This window comes from Blautia sp. AF19-10LB (genome assembly GCF_003461245.1).
In the GTDB taxonomy this organism is placed as follows: domain Bacteria; phylum Bacillota; class Clostridia; order Lachnospirales; family Lachnospiraceae; genus Blautia_A; species Blautia_A intestinihominis.
In genome coordinates this window covers 35737-53607 of record NZ_QTWS01000005.1, presented here as the reverse complement: position 1 = coordinate 53607, position 17871 = coordinate 35737, and the positions used below count along the sequence as shown (strand labels likewise).

The 17871-nt window shown below is 41.8% G+C and carries 12 protein-coding genes and 1 riboswitch; of the genes, 11 read left to right on the top strand and 1 reads right to left on the bottom strand.

Annotated elements, in window-relative coordinates; genetic code table 11:
• Positions 1-2: 2 nt before the first annotated feature.
• From pelF to DWX28_RS19820, 8 genes are all read left to right on the top strand, one after another.
• Entirely contained in the window at positions 3-1427 is a 1425-nt protein-coding gene (gene pelF, locus DWX28_RS04700; RefSeq protein ID WP_118252004.1) for a GT4 family glycosyltransferase PelF, read from the top strand.
• Entirely contained in the window at positions 1408-2877 is a 1470-nt protein-coding gene (gene pelG / locus DWX28_RS04695) for an exopolysaccharide Pel transporter PelG (RefSeq protein ID WP_118252003.1), read from the top strand. Before pelF ends, pelG begins: the two co-directional genes overlap by 20 nt.
• Positions 2864-4642: a CotH kinase family protein gene (locus DWX28_RS04690; RefSeq protein ID WP_243002335.1), complete on the top strand. Its 1779-nt coding sequence runs from the start codon at positions 2864-2866 to the stop codon at positions 4640-4642. The genes pelG and DWX28_RS04690 overlap by 14 nt, the downstream gene beginning before the upstream one ends.
• Positions 4632-5381: a polyphosphate polymerase domain-containing protein gene (locus DWX28_RS04685; RefSeq protein WP_118252002.1), complete on the top strand. Its 750-nt coding sequence runs from the start codon at positions 4632-4634 to the stop codon at positions 5379-5381. Before DWX28_RS04690 ends, DWX28_RS04685 begins: the two co-directional genes overlap by 11 nt.
• A complete protein-coding gene (locus DWX28_RS04680; protein WP_118252001.1) occupies positions 5378-6049 on the top strand; it encodes a DUF4956 domain-containing protein in 672 nt (223 codons plus the stop codon). The genes DWX28_RS04685 and DWX28_RS04680 overlap by 4 nt, the downstream gene beginning before the upstream one ends.
• A 56-nt stretch (positions 6050-6105) precedes the next feature.
• Positions 6106-6366, top strand: a complete 261-nt coding sequence (locus tag DWX28_RS04675; protein ID WP_147342081.1) for a hypothetical protein — start codon at positions 6106-6108, stop codon at positions 6364-6366.
• Positions 6358-6448: riboswitch (cyclic di-GMP riboswitch) on the top strand. (Overlaps the previous gene by 9 nt.)
• A gap of 236 nt (positions 6449-6684) precedes the next feature.
• Positions 6685-9891 (top strand): response regulator, encoded by a 3207-nt coding sequence (locus tag DWX28_RS04670; protein ID WP_118251999.1) that lies wholly within the window; start codon positions 6685-6687, stop codon positions 9889-9891.
• A gap of 411 nt (positions 9892-10302) precedes the next feature.
• Positions 10303-13029: a hybrid sensor histidine kinase/response regulator gene (locus DWX28_RS19820; RefSeq protein ID WP_243002333.1), complete on the top strand. Its 2727-nt coding sequence runs from the start codon at positions 10303-10305 to the stop codon at positions 13027-13029.
• On the opposite strand, the gene DWX28_RS04660 is transcribed toward DWX28_RS19820, so the two are convergent.
• Positions 13030-13965, bottom strand: a complete 936-nt coding sequence (locus DWX28_RS04660; RefSeq protein ID WP_118251998.1) for a leucine-rich repeat protein — start codon at positions 13963-13965, stop codon at positions 13030-13032.
• A 188-nt stretch (positions 13966-14153) separates the two neighbouring features.
• On the opposite strand from DWX28_RS04660, the gene DWX28_RS04655 reads away from it, so the two are divergent.
• The 3 genes from DWX28_RS04655 (at position 14154) to DWX28_RS04645 (ending at position 17474) form a co-directional block, all read left to right on the top strand.
• Positions 14154-15047, top strand: a complete 894-nt coding sequence (locus tag DWX28_RS04655; protein ID WP_118251997.1) for a hypothetical protein — start codon at positions 14154-14156, stop codon at positions 15045-15047.
• Between the two features lie 252 nt (positions 15048-15299).
• Positions 15300-15920, top strand: a complete 621-nt coding sequence (locus DWX28_RS04650) for a hypothetical protein (protein ID WP_118251996.1) — start codon at positions 15300-15302, stop codon at positions 15918-15920.
• A 102-nt stretch (positions 15921-16022) separates the two neighbouring features.
• Positions 16023-17474 carry a transposase gene (locus DWX28_RS04645; protein WP_118251995.1) on the top strand — a complete coding sequence of 484 codons (1452 nt, stop codon included), beginning with the start codon at positions 16023-16025 and terminating at the stop codon, positions 17472-17474.
• Positions 17475-17871: the final 397 nt, after the last annotated feature.

Here is a 17871-nt window from a genome sequence, read left to right as displayed (position 1 = left end):
TTGTGAGAATCTGTCTCATATTGGAGGGGTGTTATCCCTACATATTTGGAGGTGTATCCACCTGGATGCACCAGTATATCAATGAAATGAAAGAGCATGAGTTTGTTCTGTGGGTGATTGGGGCAAATGCGAAGGATAAAGGGAAATTTGTCTACGAGCTTCCGAAAAATGTTGTAGAAGTTCACGAGGTCTTTCTGGATGACGCCTTGCGGCTGAAGGATTCAGGAAAAATGCTTCATGCCTTTACAGAGGAAGAGACGAACAGCCTGAAAGAGCTGATGCTGTGTAGACGCCCGAATTGGGAAATCTTGTTTCGGCTCTATCATGACCAGAAGCTGAATCCTATGTCTTTTTTAAGAAGTGAGGAATTCCTGAATATATTGACGGAGTGCTGTATAAAAGATTATCCATATACTCCGTTTGCGGATGCATTTCACACAATGCGTTCTATGCTGCTTCCGGTCTTTTATCTAATGGGAAGTGAAGTGCCCAAGGCAGATGTCTATCATGCAATCTGTACAGGATATGGCGGACTTCTTGCATGCCTGGGCGGGTATGTTTATAAGAAGAAAGTGCTGCTGACAGAGCATGGAATATACACAAGAGAGCGTGAAGAAGAGATCATTCGTGCAAAATGGGTACAGCCGGCATTTAAAAAGCAGTGGATTTCTTTCTTCTATATGCTGTCGGATATTATTTATACGAGAGCGTTTCTAGTCTCAGCATTATTTACCAATGCCATGCATGCACAGATCCAGATGGGATGTGACAAGGAGAAATGTCGTGTCGTTGAGAACGGAATCAACTATGAAAGGCTTTCCCCTATTCCATTGAAAGAGGAAGACGGATGGGTTGACATCGGTGCGATCGTGCGTCTGGCACCGATCAAGGATATCAAGACGATGATCTATGCGTTTTATGAGCTTTGCACGACAAGAGAACATGTGCGTCTCCACATTATGGGAGGCGTCGATGATGAGGAGTATGCGCAGGAGTGTTATGCGCTGGTCGATCAGCTTCATCTGGAAAATGTGATCTTTACAGGACGAGTGGATATCATCTCTTATATGGAGAAGCTGGATTTTACAATTTTGACGAGTATATCGGAAGGACAGCCGCTGTCTGTTTTAGAATCATTTGCTGCAAGGCGGCCTTGTGTGACTACAGATGTAGGATGCTGCAGGGAGCTTCTGAATGGTAATGAGGAGGATCGATACGGAACAGCAGGATATTGTGTTCCACCGATGTATCGAGAGGGGCTCGCGCAGGCAATGGATCAGATGTGCGCTTCCAGAGCTCGGAGACTCCGCATGGGGGAGAAGGCACAGAAACGAGTGAAAGCATATTATCGAAAAGAAGAAATGATTGAAAAGTACCGGAAGATGTATCAGGAGGTGGAAGAGGCAGATGGCCGGAATCGGATTTGAGTTAAAAAAATTATTCCAGAAGCGCGGACTTGCAGCGACGGCAAAAGCGTATGGGTATGCAGGAGTGATCTGTACAGGTCCGATGCTGCTCGGTATCGTGCTGTTGGTAGGAATCGCTTTTATCTGCGATCATACCGGTGCGACGAGACATAACCGGGAACTTCTGAACTGTATGATTACTTACACACTTCTCGCTTCGTTGACCGTGACCAGTTTCTTCTCTATGGTCGTGACGAGATATATTGCGGATATGCTGTATGAAGAACGCCACGAGGCGGTGCTTTCTTCTTTCTGGGGTTCAACAGCGATCCTGCTTTTAGTCGGCGGAATCATGTATGGGATTTTTCTTCTGTTTTCAGGAATCAATCTGATCGATCAGTTTTTGTGCCTGGAGTTTTTCGGAGAATTGATCGTCACCTGGAATGCGATGAGTTATCTGACAGCGATCAAGGATTACAAAGGGATTCTTATTTCATTTATTACAGCGGTAGCGGTATCATTGTTGGTCGGATTCCTATTGATCCTGATTGGGATTCCACATGTAGAGGCGTTGATGATCGCAGTTACGATCGGTTATGGAATTATGCTGCTTTGGGATGTGACGCTGTTGTACCGTTATTTTCCGCAGAGAGAGATCAGTGCATTTTTCTTTTTACGCTGGGTGGATCAGTTCCTTCCGCTTGCGTTTACAGGCTTGTTCACGAACATCGGACTATTTGCACATCTTGTTATCATGTGGTGCGGACCGATCCGTGTACATGTTCAGGGATTATTTTATGGTGCACCGTATCATGATGTACCTGCGATGATCGCCTATTTGACGATTCTTATTACAACCGTTAATTTCGTTGTATCTGTGGAAGTGAATTTCTATCCGAAATATCGGAATTATTATAGTTTGTTTAATGACAAGGGAGAAATCAAGGATATCCTGCAGGCGGGAAATGAGATGAGAAAGGTTTTAAACATGGAGCTGAAATATACGGCGTTAAAGCAGCTACTTACAACGGCACTGGCGATTTCGATCGGACAGCTGCTTCTGACATATCTTCCGCTTGGATTTAATGATCTTATGGAAGGATATTTCCGTACACTCTGTGTCGGCTATGGACTCTATGCAATTGCTAACACAATGATGTTGATCTTACTTTATTTTACAGATTACAAAGGAGCATTATTTGCAACAGGAATGTTCGCCGCGTGTACGACGACATTTACCTGTGTGTCTTTATTCTTCCCACAGGTGTATTATGGGTTTGGATTTTTGCTGGGAAGTGCAGTGTTCTTTTTGATCTGTACACTGCGTCTTGGATATTTTATAAAAAAACTTCCGTATTATATTTTGAGTGTACAGCCGATTGTAGCAGAGGATAAAACAGGTTTCTTCACACGGCTTGGATGCTTTTTGGAAGAGAAAATAGAGAGGGGAGATAAGCTTGAAAAAATATAAATTACTTGCGTTGGTATGTGCCCTTTTATTAGGAATGTCCTGTTGCCTGACGGGATGTACCACCCCGGAGAAAACAGGGGATACTTCAAAGAAACAGACAGAACAACAGGAAGAGATAAAAAAGGCAGAGACACAGGATATCAACGACGTTCACCTCAGGGATAAGGATAGTCTCTATGAAAATGATGACGAGACAAGTGTTGTGACGATGTATCTCACCGTTTCCCGCGGAAATTCTTCAGAGGGAACGGATCACACCTGGAAGGAGATCAACAGTTATTCGGCCTATGATTATGACAAGATGGGAGTAGACCGTTACCAGACAGCGGCGCTTCTTCAGGTTGGTGATGAGTCAGGTCCGCAGAGCGGGGAGGTTGGATATGGTGAAAATGTGCCGAATGCTACTGTGCAGATCAGAGGACAGACATCAAGCCGTAATGCACAGAAAAACTACAAGATTGAGCTGAAGAAGAACAAAGGAACCTGGCGTGGACAGCGCACAATCAATCTGAATAAACATCAGACAGAGGGAATGCGTTTCCGTAATAAGCTGTCCTACGATCTTCTGAAAGGGATACCGCAGCTGATGTCTCTTAGAACTCAGTTCGTACATTTATATGTAAGAGATCTTACCGAGGGGGACAGCTCAGAATTCCAGGACTATGGATTGTACACACAGGTGGAACAGCTGAACAAGACAGGAATGAAGAACCATGGAATGGATTCGAAAGGACAGTTGTACAAAATTAATTCGTTTGAGTTTTTCCGCTATGAAGATGTAATAAAAAAAGAAGACGATCCGACCTATGACCAGAAAGCCTTTGAAAAGCTCCTGGAGATCAAAGGAAATTCAGATCATACGAAACTGATTCAAATGCTGACAGATCTGAATGATATTTCTCAACCGATTGCGGATATCCTGGATCAATATTTTGACAGAGAAAATCTGACGTACTGGATGGCGTATCAGATACTGACCGGAAATGTAGATACACAGAATCGTAATACATATTTATATAGTCCACAGAATTCGGACACATGGTATCTGATTGCGTGGGATAATGACGGCTCTTTCATGAGAACCGAATACAACATTCAGAATCGTTTCGATCAGGAAAGTTGGGAATGTGGAGTCAGCAATTACTGGGGAAATGTTCTTTTTCAAAGATGTCTGCAGTCCGAGGATTTCCGTGAGGAACTTGACGCGGCGATCCAGGATCTGAGATCCTATCTCAGTGTGGATCGGATCAGTAGTATGATAGAGGAATATCGTACAGTTACTCAGAAGTATTTAAATCAGATGCCGGACCAGATGTATGCACCGTTGACTGAAGCGAAGTATGAAACAATTGCATCGGCAATCCCTTCAGAGGTAGAACAAAATTATAAACTTTATAAGGAGAGCCTGGAAAAGCCAATGCCGTTTTTTATCGGAAAACCGGTAATCGAGGGAAATATTTTGAAGTTCAACTGGGACGCATCGTATGACTTTGATGCAGAGACGATCACTTACACAGTTGAACTGGCAAAAGATTATAAGTTTAATGAGATTGTATTTCGTAAGGAGAATATTCAAATTCCGGAAGCGGAGACTACAGTTCCGGCAGATGGTCAGTATTTTGTGCGTGTCCGTGCGACAAATACATCTGGACAGACGCAGGATGCTTTTGATTATTATGTAACAGACGCTGGAAAGAATTATGGTATGAAATGTTTCTACATTACAGGCGGACAAAACGTTGAGGAAGATATTTATGAGGAATGATTTATCAAAAGAACGCTTCCGTAATGAATGGAAATATCTGATCAGTACCAGTGAGAAAAAATTGCTGGAGCTGAGGATGAAGCATTTGCTGAAAAAGGATCCAAATGCAAAGGGAAATGGTTATATGATCCGCAGCCTCTATTTTGAAGATTATTTCAACAGCGCTTATGCGGAAAAGGAATCTGGTGTCCTGATGCGAAAAAAATACAGGATCCGTATTTATGATTGTAGTGACCGTTCGATCAAGCTGGAGCGGAAGAAGAAATTCGGAAGTTATATTTATAAAGAAAGTGCTCCGCTGACAAAGGAAGAATTCTATAAGATCCTTGATGGAGATTATAAATTTTTGTTAAGCAGTCCGTATCCGTTGTGCAGAGAATTTTATGTGGAATGTGTCAGCAATCTCATGCGTCCACGCACGATCGTTGACTATGACCGTGTACCGTGGATCATGGATGAGGGGACAGTCAGGATTACATTTGACAGTGATGTGAGGGCTGCGGTCGGAAGTTATGACATCTTTGATCCGTCCCTTCCGACACTTCCGGTGCTTGAACCGGGGAAACTGGTTATGGAAGTGAAATTCACAGAGATGCTTCCACAGATCGTGCGTGACTTGCTTCCACCAAATGCACAAGAATTCACAGCAGTATCAAAATATGTACTCTGTTATGACAAATCGCAGTATTTGCATGGATTTGAATATTGGAATGAAACACAGGAGAGAAAACTATTATGAGTATACAAGATATGATTAAGAAGTCGGTGCTGGAATCCGGCGTATTTGATAGCTTTAATGCACCGAAGATGGCAATTTCGCTGATCATTGCATTGCTTCTTGGAGCGGTGATCTATATGGTTTACAGCAAATTTTATGTAGGGGTAATCTTTTCCAGAAGCTTTGCGGTTACTTTGGTCGGAATGACGCTTCTTACCTGTATGGTTACTCTGGCGATCAGTACGAACATTGTGATCTCACTTGGTATGGTCGGAGCGTTGTCTATCGTTCGTTTCCGTACAGCGGTGAAAGATCCGATGGATCTGCTATATCTTTTCTGGGCGATCACTACAGGAATCACAACCGGAGCAGGAATGTATGTGCTGGCTCTGATCGCGGCAGTTGTGATGATCGCAATGATCTTTTTGTTCTATCATAAGCAGCAGAAGGGCAGGATCTATATCGCAGTGATTCATTATCAGGGAGATGAGGCAGGTGATGAAATTATCCGCAACTTTGGAAAAATGAAATATTTCATAAAGTCAAAGACGATGCGTGGGGAGAAAACAGAGATGGCAGTTGAGGTATTCTGTCGGCAGAATGATCTCGATTTCACAGAGAGGATCCGGAAGATCACAAATGTAGAAGATATTACATTGATCCAGTATAATGGAGAGTATCATGGATAAAATGAAAAGATTATAACTGGTTGATTTATGCGGTAATCACAAGCCGAATAGATTCTTTGAATCGAAGAAAAACGCTTAGTAAGAGCCTTGCTTCGGCAAGGCTCTTATTTTGTGGAAAAGGAGATGGTGTAAAGGTTCCACATCTTGCAGCCAGTGAAATTGTAATAAATAATTTTATGGTGAGTGGTTTGGCGAGCCGATCGATAACTGACAATGCAGGCTGGCATACGCAAAATACACAGATTTTCTATCCAGCAATATTGACGTATGGAAAACTTTATGGTATTTTGTTTTTGATAAAAATAGAAATTATTTAAAGGCAAACCTGCTGAAAGGCAGGGACGCAAAGCCAGAAGGGGCTAAAGTCAAAAAGTTTGACCAGGTCAGCCGGTTGCCACTGTTTTCATATCATATATAGAAAAGATGTGAAAACGGAAGAGATTTCGATAACTTTTATACTATACGGATGTGTGATTTTGAAGAAATGTAGTAGGGACACTGGCATATTTTGGCATGTGTTCTTTTTTGTATGCCAAAATGGCAAAATGGGTAAGAAAACTGGCAGGGACAGGTTCTCTGTATACAGATAAAAGCAGGATGAAGAAGGCATAAGACGGAGAGAGGATTTTTATAAAATGAAAAATTATGAAGACAAAATATATTCATTAGGTGAGAATGTAACGGGGCAGACACAGGCCATGTTACAGGCCGTACAGAAAACACTGGAAAATAATGGCGGGGTAGGTATAATGACAGGATCTTATGACCAAAACCTGTCTATTTTGTCTGTGAATAATCTGCTGTTGCATAGTACAGGATATACATTCGATACTTTCATGAAACAGACAAAAGGCTCATTGAAAAACTTCTTTTATAATGGGGAAGATATAATGAATCGAGACCGTTTTTCGCAGCTTCACGGAGCAGGGGAAGCACAGATCCTTACTGCGGACGGTACCGTGAATAATGTACGGCTTTATAAAGAGGATGCGACAGATGAAGCAGGCAGACAGATCTGGGTTATGTCCGTACAGGTCAACTGGGATCATGTAAATTTGGCACTGCTCAATGAGGCTATCTATTCCGGCTTCTGGTATTTTGACTGTGACGAAAACAGTGAGATTGTGAATGCAAACTGGAGTCATGAATTCCGAAAAATGCTTGGCTATCATGACACTCTGGACTTTCCGAATAAACTGGAATCCTGGTCAGACCTTCTGCATCCACAGGATAAAGAAAGAGTAATGGTGCAGCTTCAGGCGGCAATTAAGGATAAGACGAACCAGATAAAATACCAGGTAGAGTATCGTATGAGAATGAAGGATAATCAATACCAGTGGTTTCGGGCATCGGCAGAAGTGATACGCCGGCTGGATGGTTCTGCCAGCAGGATTGCCGGGATTTTTATTAATATTGATGCAGAGAAAAAAGAGACCATGCAGGCACAAAAATCTGCTGCTTTCCACAGGGCTTTTACGAAAGCAGACCTGTGCGAGTATTATGTGAATCTGGAAGCGAATACTTTTGATACCTTTAAGGTTGAACCGTCCCTGATGACAGTCTTTGAACAGAGTCATACATGGGATGAACTGATCCGTCATTTTGTGGATTCCTATGTTGTGGAGACAGATAAGAAGGCGGTATCCGCTTTTTACGACCGTGGTTATGTTGCAGAAAGGCTGAAGGGTCTGGAAACAGAACTGGCTTTGGAGTGCCGCATCACTCTGAATGGTGAAGAACGATGGGTCCGTAATGTGATCATACGTGGAGAGATAGAGGATTCAGAATATGCCATGATTTTCCTGCGGGATATTACAGAGGCAAAGGTGGAGAGCGCACGGCATCTGCAAATGGCAGCGGACAATGCTTCCATGGAGCAGCTGATCCAGAGCATTGTGCGTCTGGTTGACCGTTTTGTTGTCTGTGATCTGGAAAATGACAGATATGAATTCTACAACCTGAATGGACAGATGATATATAAACCTTTGGGATTCTATCATGATTTTCAGATACAGGTTCTTGAAAAGTATAAGACACTGGAACCACTGGAGACTATGGATATCCTGACAGCACCGGAAAATATCCGGAAGAATCTGAAAAGTGAAAATGATATTTATAAGTTTGAGTACTGCAGCCTGGATGAAAAGATTTATAAAATCGCTTCTTATATTCCTCTGGAATGGGAGAATGGAAAGCTGGTAAAGGTATTGCTGGCATCCATGGATGTGACACAGGAGAAGAAAGCAGAGATTGAATCCCGTCAGGCACTGAAAGAGGCTTACCGATCCGCAGAAAATGCAAATCGTGCGAAAACAGAATTCCTTTCCAATATGTCCCATGATATCCGGACGCCGATGAATGCCATTGTGGGTCTGACGGCAATCGCAGGAGCAAATATTGAGAGTCAGGACAGAGTCATTGAGTGTCTCAGCAAAATTACAAAATCAAGCCGTCATCTGCTGGGGCTGATTAATGAAGTGCTGGATATGGCACGTATTGAAAGTGGAAAAATGACGCTGGCACAGGAGGATTTCAATCTGCCAGATCTGGTGGATAATCTTATAACACTCACAAAACCGGTGATTGATGAACATAAACACAATTTAGATATACACATTAATCACATTGAACATGAGAGTGTCTGTGGTGATAGCCTGAGAATCCAGCAGGTATTTGTGAATCTGATGAGTAATGCGATCAAGTATACACCGGATGGTGGGAATATTACTTTTTCCATAGAGGAAAAGCCAAATGGATTTTCGGAACTTGGATGCTATGAATTTACGATTGAGGATAATGGAATCGGTATGTCACCGGAATTCCAGAAAATCATGTTTGATCCTTTCAGCCGCGCAGATGACCATCGGACAACCAGAGTTCAGGGAACAGGTCTTGGAATGGCAATCAGCAGAAATATTGTGAACCTGATGAATGGTAATATTAAAGTGGAAAGCACCTTACATAAGGGAACTAAAATTACAGTAACAATTTATCTGGAACTTCAGGAAAAAGAAAAAGAACAGGACAGAAATCTGATGAATCTGCCTGTTCTGGTTGTGGATGATGATAAGACATGCTGTGAAAGTACAGTTGCCACATTGAAGGAGATTGGGATTACAGGCGAATGGGTCCTCTCTGGCAGGGAAGCTGTTGAACGTTGTTATGCACGTCATGAGCTAAAAAATGATTATTTTGCTGTTATCCTGGACTGGAAGATGCCGGAAATGGATGGCATAGAGACAGCCAGACAGATCCGGAAACGGATAGGGAAAGAGATTACCATTATTGTACTGACATCTTATGAATTCAGCGAGATCGAAGAAGAAGCAAAGGCTGCAGGCGTAGATGCTTTTATTGCAAAACCGCTGTTCCGTTCCCGGCTAACGGCTACATTGCGGCAGTTTACTTCTGGCAGAAAAGAAAAAACAGCAAGAAATTATCTGGATGAGCTGTCTGAAGCAGATTACACAGGAAAAAGGATTCTGCTGGTTGAGGATAATGAGTTGAACAGAGAAATTGCTGTTGAAATTCTGCAGATGACAGGGGCAGAAGTGGAAACAGCGGAAAATGGAAAAATTGCAGTTGAAAAAGTGGAAGCTTCTCCGGAAGGATTGTATGATCTTGTTTTTATGGATATTCAAATGCCTGTTATGAATGGTTATGAGGCAACAGCGGCAATCAGGAGCCTTCCGGGTGAACAGGGAAAACTGCCAATTGTTGCCATGACTGCCAATGCTTTTGCAGAAGATGTACAGCTGGCCAAAAATACAGGCATGAATGGACATATTGCAAAACCATTGGATATGAATAAGCTGAATGATGTTCTGGAAAGCTGGCTGTAATTCAATTCCAGGTGTGTATGGGAAAATTAAAAATGCTGGAAGAACATAATATGCGTTAGAATAAAATTTTATCCAAAGTCGTGGCGGGTATATGAGATGCGAAGATACCTGCCGCGACTTTATAACTAAGAGCATTCCTGATCAAATTCTATAACAAATGATATCATATGCTTCAGTTGTGCTAAACATCTGGTTATTAGTAATAAATTTTTATATTTTCCACAACAAATAAACAGATTTCCAATTGCTTCAAAAAATGATATACTCTTATTGATAATACTGTTTATGCAGTTCGATGTATTAAACAGTTAGGTAACTATTCAGAAAGCAGTATCCCGCGAGGCATTTTGACTCGTGACTGTGAGGGTGCTGAACAGTTACGAAATAGAATGGAACAGGAAAGGGGACTTTATGGGGGCACATTCATCAGGATATTACAGTATTGACGGGGATTACAATATTATTGGGTTTAACGAGACAGCGAAGGAAATCTATCCGAGTCTTCAGATGGGAATGAAATGTTACAAAGCACTGATGGGACTGGATGCACCATGTCCGCCGTGTCCGGTTGTCAATGGAATCTGTGGTCCAAAGACGTATCTGGATCCCATTCGTCATATTTACGAGACTGTGGATGCGGTGGATACCATCCTTCCAGACGGCGGCAGAGGGCATGCACTGGTTTTCAGTACCGTTGCAGAGGGAGAGAGACTGTCAAGTGCGATTCCTACAGGAGAGAAATCTCTGCGTCTTCTGGGGGCAGTCAATCGGCTTGCTTCGGACTATGTGGCAGTTTATTCTGTCAACCGTCAGCAGAAAACAATTTCTGTTTACCGCTCTGAATTTACAAATGATCCGGACAACAGTATTGTGAAAGATAATGCGGATTATGATACAGTGAGGGAATATCTTACCCGCTATATCCATCCAGATGACCGCAGCTACGTCCTGAAAAAAATGGAACTGGATTATCTGGAACAGAAACTTGCAAATTCATCGAGTTTCAGGGTACATTTCAGGAGTGCAGGAGAAGAGACGCATTATTACTATCTTCTGGTTACCAGAAACGGTGAAACGGAGGATGAGCAGGATTTTGTAATCGCTGCCGCATGCGAGGATAATGATGTAAATGCACGCAAAATATATGAAAATCAACTGAATTCCCTGATCGGTTCCATTTCTCATGCGGCGGGATATTTTCATCTGGATATCACGGATGATAAGATACTCAAAACCGGTGGAACATCTGCGATCGTGGATACACTGGAGTCGGATTGTACGATTGATGCGTTTGTCCGGGATACGGCACAGTATATTCCGAAGGAGCAGGACAGACAGGATTTCATCGATGCTTTCTGTCGAAACTCCATGCTTGAGAACTACAATGCAGGACAGGTGGAGATAACGAGAATTTCGAAATGCTATTATGATGACAATATTGCACGTATTTCAAAGTACGTGGTACGGCTTTTGATAAATCCGTCGAATAATCATCTGGAGGGACTTTTGTATGGAGTGGATATTACCCGGTCACAGGAGGAATATGAGACGCAGGTCAGTATTGTCCGTACACTCAGCAGCAATTACAGGGATGTATATCTTCTGAATCTCCGAGAAAAAACGCTCTCGATCATCAAAGAGGAAGAGGGAAATGAAGATGGACTGAAGAAGAAAGAGGACGGCAGCTATTCTTATAAGAAGTTTCTTGCAAAATACATTGAAGAGCGGGTGCATCCGGATGACCGCGATATGCTGCATGAAGTACTGAGGCTTCGCAATGTGCGTAAGAGGATCAGGGAAAAAGAAGAGTACAAGGGCAACTACCGGGTAAAAAACGGAGATGAGATTCATTATTATCAGTTCCGCGTTATCAGAAACGAGGATTCAGGGATCATTGTGCTGGGATTCCTGAATGTAGATGATGTCGTGGAGGCTGAAATCCGACAGCAGAAGCTTCTGAAAGAAGCACTGGATACTGCAGAGCGTGCCAATGAAGCCAAGACAAATTTCCTCAGGAGAATGAGTCATGATATCCGCACACCGATCAATGGAATCTGCGGGATGCTCGAGGTCGCGGATTATTACCATAATGATATAAATAAACTGGCAGAATGCAGAGAAAAGATCAGGGATGCCTCTCACCTTCTGCTGGAGCTGATCAATGAGGTTCTTGATATGGGAAAACTGGAATCCGGTGAGATTATGCTGGAGGAGGTTCCATTTAACCTTCATGATATAGAACAAAGCGTTCTTAAAGTAATCGAAAAAATGGCGGAGGAACGAAAAATAGAAATCACCCAGGACAACATTGGAGTTGCCCACTGGAATCTGATCGGCAGTCCGGTTTATGTAAAACGTATCATGATGAATTTTATAAGTAACGCAGTCAAGTATAATAAGGAGCATGGCAAGATTATGCTGAGATGCAGAGAGATTTCTACAGAGGGTGATACTGCAGTGTTCGAATTTACCTGCAGAGATACGGGAATTGGCATGAGCCGGGAATTCCAGGAACATCTTTTTGAACCGTTCACGCAGGAGAGGGTCGGCGGTTACAGCAAATATGGCAGTACGGGACTTGGAATGTCGATTACGATGGCGCTTGTAAAAAGAATGGGCGGAGATATTACTTTTGAGAGTGAGAAGGACAAGGGGACTACATTTGTGATCACGATACCGTTCAAAATTGATGCGGAAAAAAGAGAGGCAGAACAGAAAGCAAAGAAATCTGTATGTTCCATTGCCGGGATGAATATCCTTCTGGTTGAGGACAATGAACTGAATATGGAAATCGTGGAATTTATCACACAGAATGCGGGGGCGGTTGTGACAAAGGCATGGAATGGCCGGGAAGCCCTTGAAATTTTTGAAAAATCTGCGGAAGGCTGCTTCGATGCGATCCTGATGGATGTCATGATGCCGGAGATGGATGGTTATGAAGCAACCGAAAGAATCCGCAGATTGAACAGAAAAGATGCCAGAACAATTCCCATCATTGCAATGACTGCAAATGCTTTTACGGAAGATAAAATAAGGTCAAAAGAAGCTGGGATGAACGAACACATTGCGAAGCCGCTGAATACGGAACTTGTACTTCGGGCAGTGGCAAAACTGGTTCAGCCACAGATGGTGGACTGATCAGAATCGTTTCACAAGGACTGTTCTGGAGTGTTTTCGCAGCAGGCGGTTATAGGCTGAATATTTTGCTTTTGGAACGCGGACGGTCATCTTTTTTGCACCCTGATCGATTTTAGAGGAAACGGTGGTAAGGCAGGTGCTTTTGATTGTGATGACGCATTTTGCTTTTACATTCCGGAATGCCTGGGAACCGATGCGTGTCAGTCCGGTACCGATCGTGACGGCCTTGAGATTCCGGCAGTTATAGAAGGCCTGGCTTCCGATGGCAGAAACATTATGTCCGATCACAACGCTGGAAAGATTCTTCTTTCCGGTAAAAGCTTTGGTCCATACAGAAGTTACCTTGTAGGTGACGCCTGCATATTTGATGGTGAGTGGTATGACAGCCTTGCCAAGGCGACTGTTGGAAGTTCCATAGCAGGTGACGGTCTGCCTGCCGGTTACACGGTAGATCAGAGAAGAAGCTGTATAACTCAGGCTCCATTGTGCGTACAAAGTGATGTTCTGTTTGATCTTAAAGGTCTGTCCCGGTAAGTAACGTGTACCTTTTCCATCGGCTCTGGTATTCCAGCCGGTGAAGAAACGGGAAGTGCAGTAAGGTGCTTTCTGAACTTTGACATTTCGTCCGGAAGTGTATTTGGTCTTATCAGAAGGAAGACTTCCTACACTGAGCCGGGTATTTTTGACATATTTTACCTGGTAGGTACGCGGTTTCGGAGTGGCGGTCGGTTTCGGAGTGGCGGTTGGTTTTGGAGTAGCAGTCGGAGTTACAGTAACGGTTGGTGTCGGAGAAACAGTCGGAACTGGAGTTGCAGTAACAGTAGGCATCGGAGAAACAGTCGGAGTCACCGTAACGGTCGGCGTTGGCGTAACCGTAGGAACCTTTGTTACGCTAATCTGAAAACCTGCGCTGTCAATAATTTCTTGAACTCGCATAGAAAGAATGATAATATAAAATCAAAGCATATTTCTTAAACTTTCAGGGCATTTTGCCGTCTATTTATTTTTTCTAAAAACATTTCAGAAATCCATGCTTTTAAATTCCGATCAAAATAAAAGCAGGAGTTTGAAGTGATAAAAAACAGTACATTTTTTGACTCCTGCAAAAAACAGGAGGTATATCTATGACAAGAAGAAAGAATCGAAAAATTGCTGTAAAGAAGAATTGTAATGTAAGAAAAAATCTGACAGCAAACAGAAAGTATAAGGATACTGTATTTCGAATGCTGTTTTCTGACAGAAAGAATTTATTGTCACTTTATAATGCTGTAAATGGAAGTGCGTATGAAGATGAAGCGGCGCTGGAAATTGTAACATTGGAAAACGCTATCTACATGGGAATGAAAAATGACTTGGCATTTATTGTAGATACAGGACTGTTTTTGTATGAACATCAGTCAACCTATACTCCTAATATGCCGTTGAGAGATTTGTTTTACATATCAGCAGAATACCAAAAGTTTGTAAACCACAGATCATTGTATTCTTCAGTGATTCAGAAAATTCCTGCACCGAATTTTATTGTATTTTATAATGGGACAGAAAAGAAGGAAGACAGTTGGATAAATTATCTTTCAGAAGCATATCAAAACCTGTCGGGTGAGCCGAACCTGGAATTGAAAGTACTCACACTGAATATTAATGAAGGTCACAATGGTGAGCTTATGGAGCAGTGCCAGATTTTGAGAGAATATGCACAATATGTGGCAAAGGTGAGGGAGTACGCTCGAGAGACTGAATTAGATGTTGCAGTGGAACAGGCAGTGAATGACTGTATTCAGAATAATATTCTTACAGAATTTCTTCGGAAAAACAAGTCGGAGGTAATAGCAATGAGTATATTCGAATATGACAAGGAAGAGGAAGAAAAGAAACTTCGCAAAGCAGAATTTGAGGCCGGCAGGGAAGCTGGAAAAAAAGAAATTATACAGTATATGTACAGTACGGGTAAATATACGCTTGATGAGATTGCGGAAATTCTGGGATTATCAATTGGTGAAGTTAGAAGAAACCACTAGGGACGGAGTTTTCCGACTCGTTTGGTGTTACAGTGTTTTTTGAATCAATGTGAGTTATAATGCATTTCCCACGGTGGTAATATGGAAAAATATTTTAAAATACCTTGAATCAGAAGAGAAAGAATGCTACCATAAACCCAAAGTATATTTCTTTTTATTCCAGGCATCTATGCCGTCTATTTGTTTTTTTCTAAAATCATTTCAGAAATTCATGCTTTTAAACCCAACAAAAATCAAAAGCAGGAGTTTGACATGGTGGCAGAAACAACATACTACATTTTTGGACTCCTGCAAAAACAGGAGGTACTATTATATTCTTCAACCTTACAGAAGATACCACCCCCCAATTTTTTTGCATTCTATAATGGGACAGAACGACCAGAAGACAGGTGGGAGGATTTGCTGTTAGATGCATATGAGAACCTGACGGAGACACCAAATCTGGAATTAAAAGTACTCACTTTAAATATCAATGAAGGGCACAACGAGGAACTGATGGAACAATGCCTGATACTAAAGGAGTATGCACAGTATGTGGCAAAAGTACGAAATTACACAAAAGAAATGAAGTTGGATGTAGCCGTGGAACGTGCTGTAAACGAATGCATCCATGAGGGAATTCTTGTCGAATTTCTAAGGAAAAATCGAGCGGAGGTTATTGCTATGAGCATATTTGAATATGACAAGGAAGAGGAAGAAAAGAAACTTCGCAAAGCAGAATTTGAAGCTGGAGTAGAAGCTGGATTTAAAACTGGAATTGAAACAGGAATAAAGTCAATGCTGGATTTAGGAAAATACTCTATGGAAGAGATTGCAGAAGTATTTCATGTTTCTGTAGATAAAGTAAAAGCTGTCAGGAACATGCTAATCTAATCAGGCAATCATAGGGGAGGGAGTTTTTGATGTATCCATAAGTGACACTAATTGAACCGGAAAACTCCGTCCCCCCCCAGTGATTTGTGAAAGGAGCAATTTATGCCAAGACAAGCCAGAAAAAAGAGTGCTCTCAATATTAACCATATCATTTTGAGAGGTGTTAATCAGCAGATTATTTTCGAAGACGAATATGATTATCAGCAATTTATCAGCATTTTGCGTTATTATAAAGACATTTGTAATTTCAGAGTATATGCCTATTGTCTTATGAATAATCATATACATCTATTGATTGGGCATACAAGTACAGAGCCCGGCATGATAATGCAGAAAATAGAAGTAAAATTTGTCAGATGGTACAACCAGAGGTATCAACGCATAGGAAATCTGTTTCAGGATCGATATAAAAGTGAACCGGTAAATGACCTGGGACACCTCAAAACGATATTTCGATATATTCATCAAAACCCACTTCACGCAGGATTGGAAACGATACCAGGTACATATTTCTGGAGTAGTTACCATGCGTATGCGGATTTGGAGGCTTCTTTTATAGATATCGACAAAATTCTTAGTTTGTTTCAAAGTCATGTGGAATGCATGAACTATCTCAATAGTAATTCAGACGAAAAATGCATGGAGCATCATTCTTCTGTACATCTTTCTGATGTGGATGCTCTCAGGATAATTCAGGCAAAAACATCTTGCAATTCCCCCTCGGACTTTCAGCGTCTTGACCTTTTTACAAGAAATCAATACCTGCAGTTATTAAAACATTCCGGTATTTCTGTCCGCCAGCTTAGCAGACTTACCGGAATTTTGTTATATTATAACGATTTAGCAACGAAGCTATCTGGAAGGCGTGGGATTCGAAAGGAGAATATTATGTATAAGTTTGTAACAGACAAAGTCTATCTGAAAGAATCCTATCGTATCTGTGCCGGCATGGTCAATCAACTGGTGCAAAATCTTAAAGGCCGTGGGATACAGGCACGGATGGCTGTGGCGGGCAGTAAAAAAAGAGGGCTTGTAACACAGAATGAACGAGAAGCGATAGATTATGACTTTAATTTGTGGATTGAAGAGGCGCAAAATATTGATATATGGAATGATCCAAGGCAATTAAAAACTACAATCATAGAATCCTTCAATGAAATATTGGTCAGGAATGACTGGAAAACATGCGATGATTCCACATCAGTTATTACGACAAAAAAAGTACAGTTGGAGAAGGGAAATAAGACGCCATTTCGCATTGATCTTTGTATTGTAAGAGAAGATGATTGTGGGAATTGGTATCGATTGATCCATAAGAAAACAGGAAACACAAGATCAGATCAGTACTGTTGGGAACAGGGAATATCAATAAAAGATCTGAATTCCAAGGAAAAATTTCTGAAGCCTGCCCATTGGATGAAGGTTAGGGAAACTTATCTGGTCAAAAAAAACATGCATCTTTCCAGACAGGATACGGACAGGCATTCATCCTATAATTGCTATATCGAGGCAATAAATGAAGTGTATGCGAAGGTGCATGCTGGAAATAAATGAACCGATAGGGAACTCTTTACAAATCATCATCTGACTGTGAATCTGTCGATATCCTAAACCAGAAACCACTGGGACATCAAACGAGCCGAAAACACCGTCCCCAGAATCCCATTGAACCGAGTTCTGCAATATGCTATTCTTACAGTAAGAAAGAGGAGAGATGTCGTTGTGTGTGATGCATTAAGAGAGTTATTCAAAGATGAACTGGAAGAGAAATATGAGAGTGGCGTTCACGAGGGAATGCAATAAAGTTTTCTATCAAAAGTCGTGGCAGGCGGAAGTGCAGGCCGCGACTTTTGATGTTGGTCAAAAAAATCACAATACAGCCACACAATGTCGAAAAAAATATGTTATAATTCATGATAAAAAGAGTTTTTATTGAAATTGAAATTCTGCT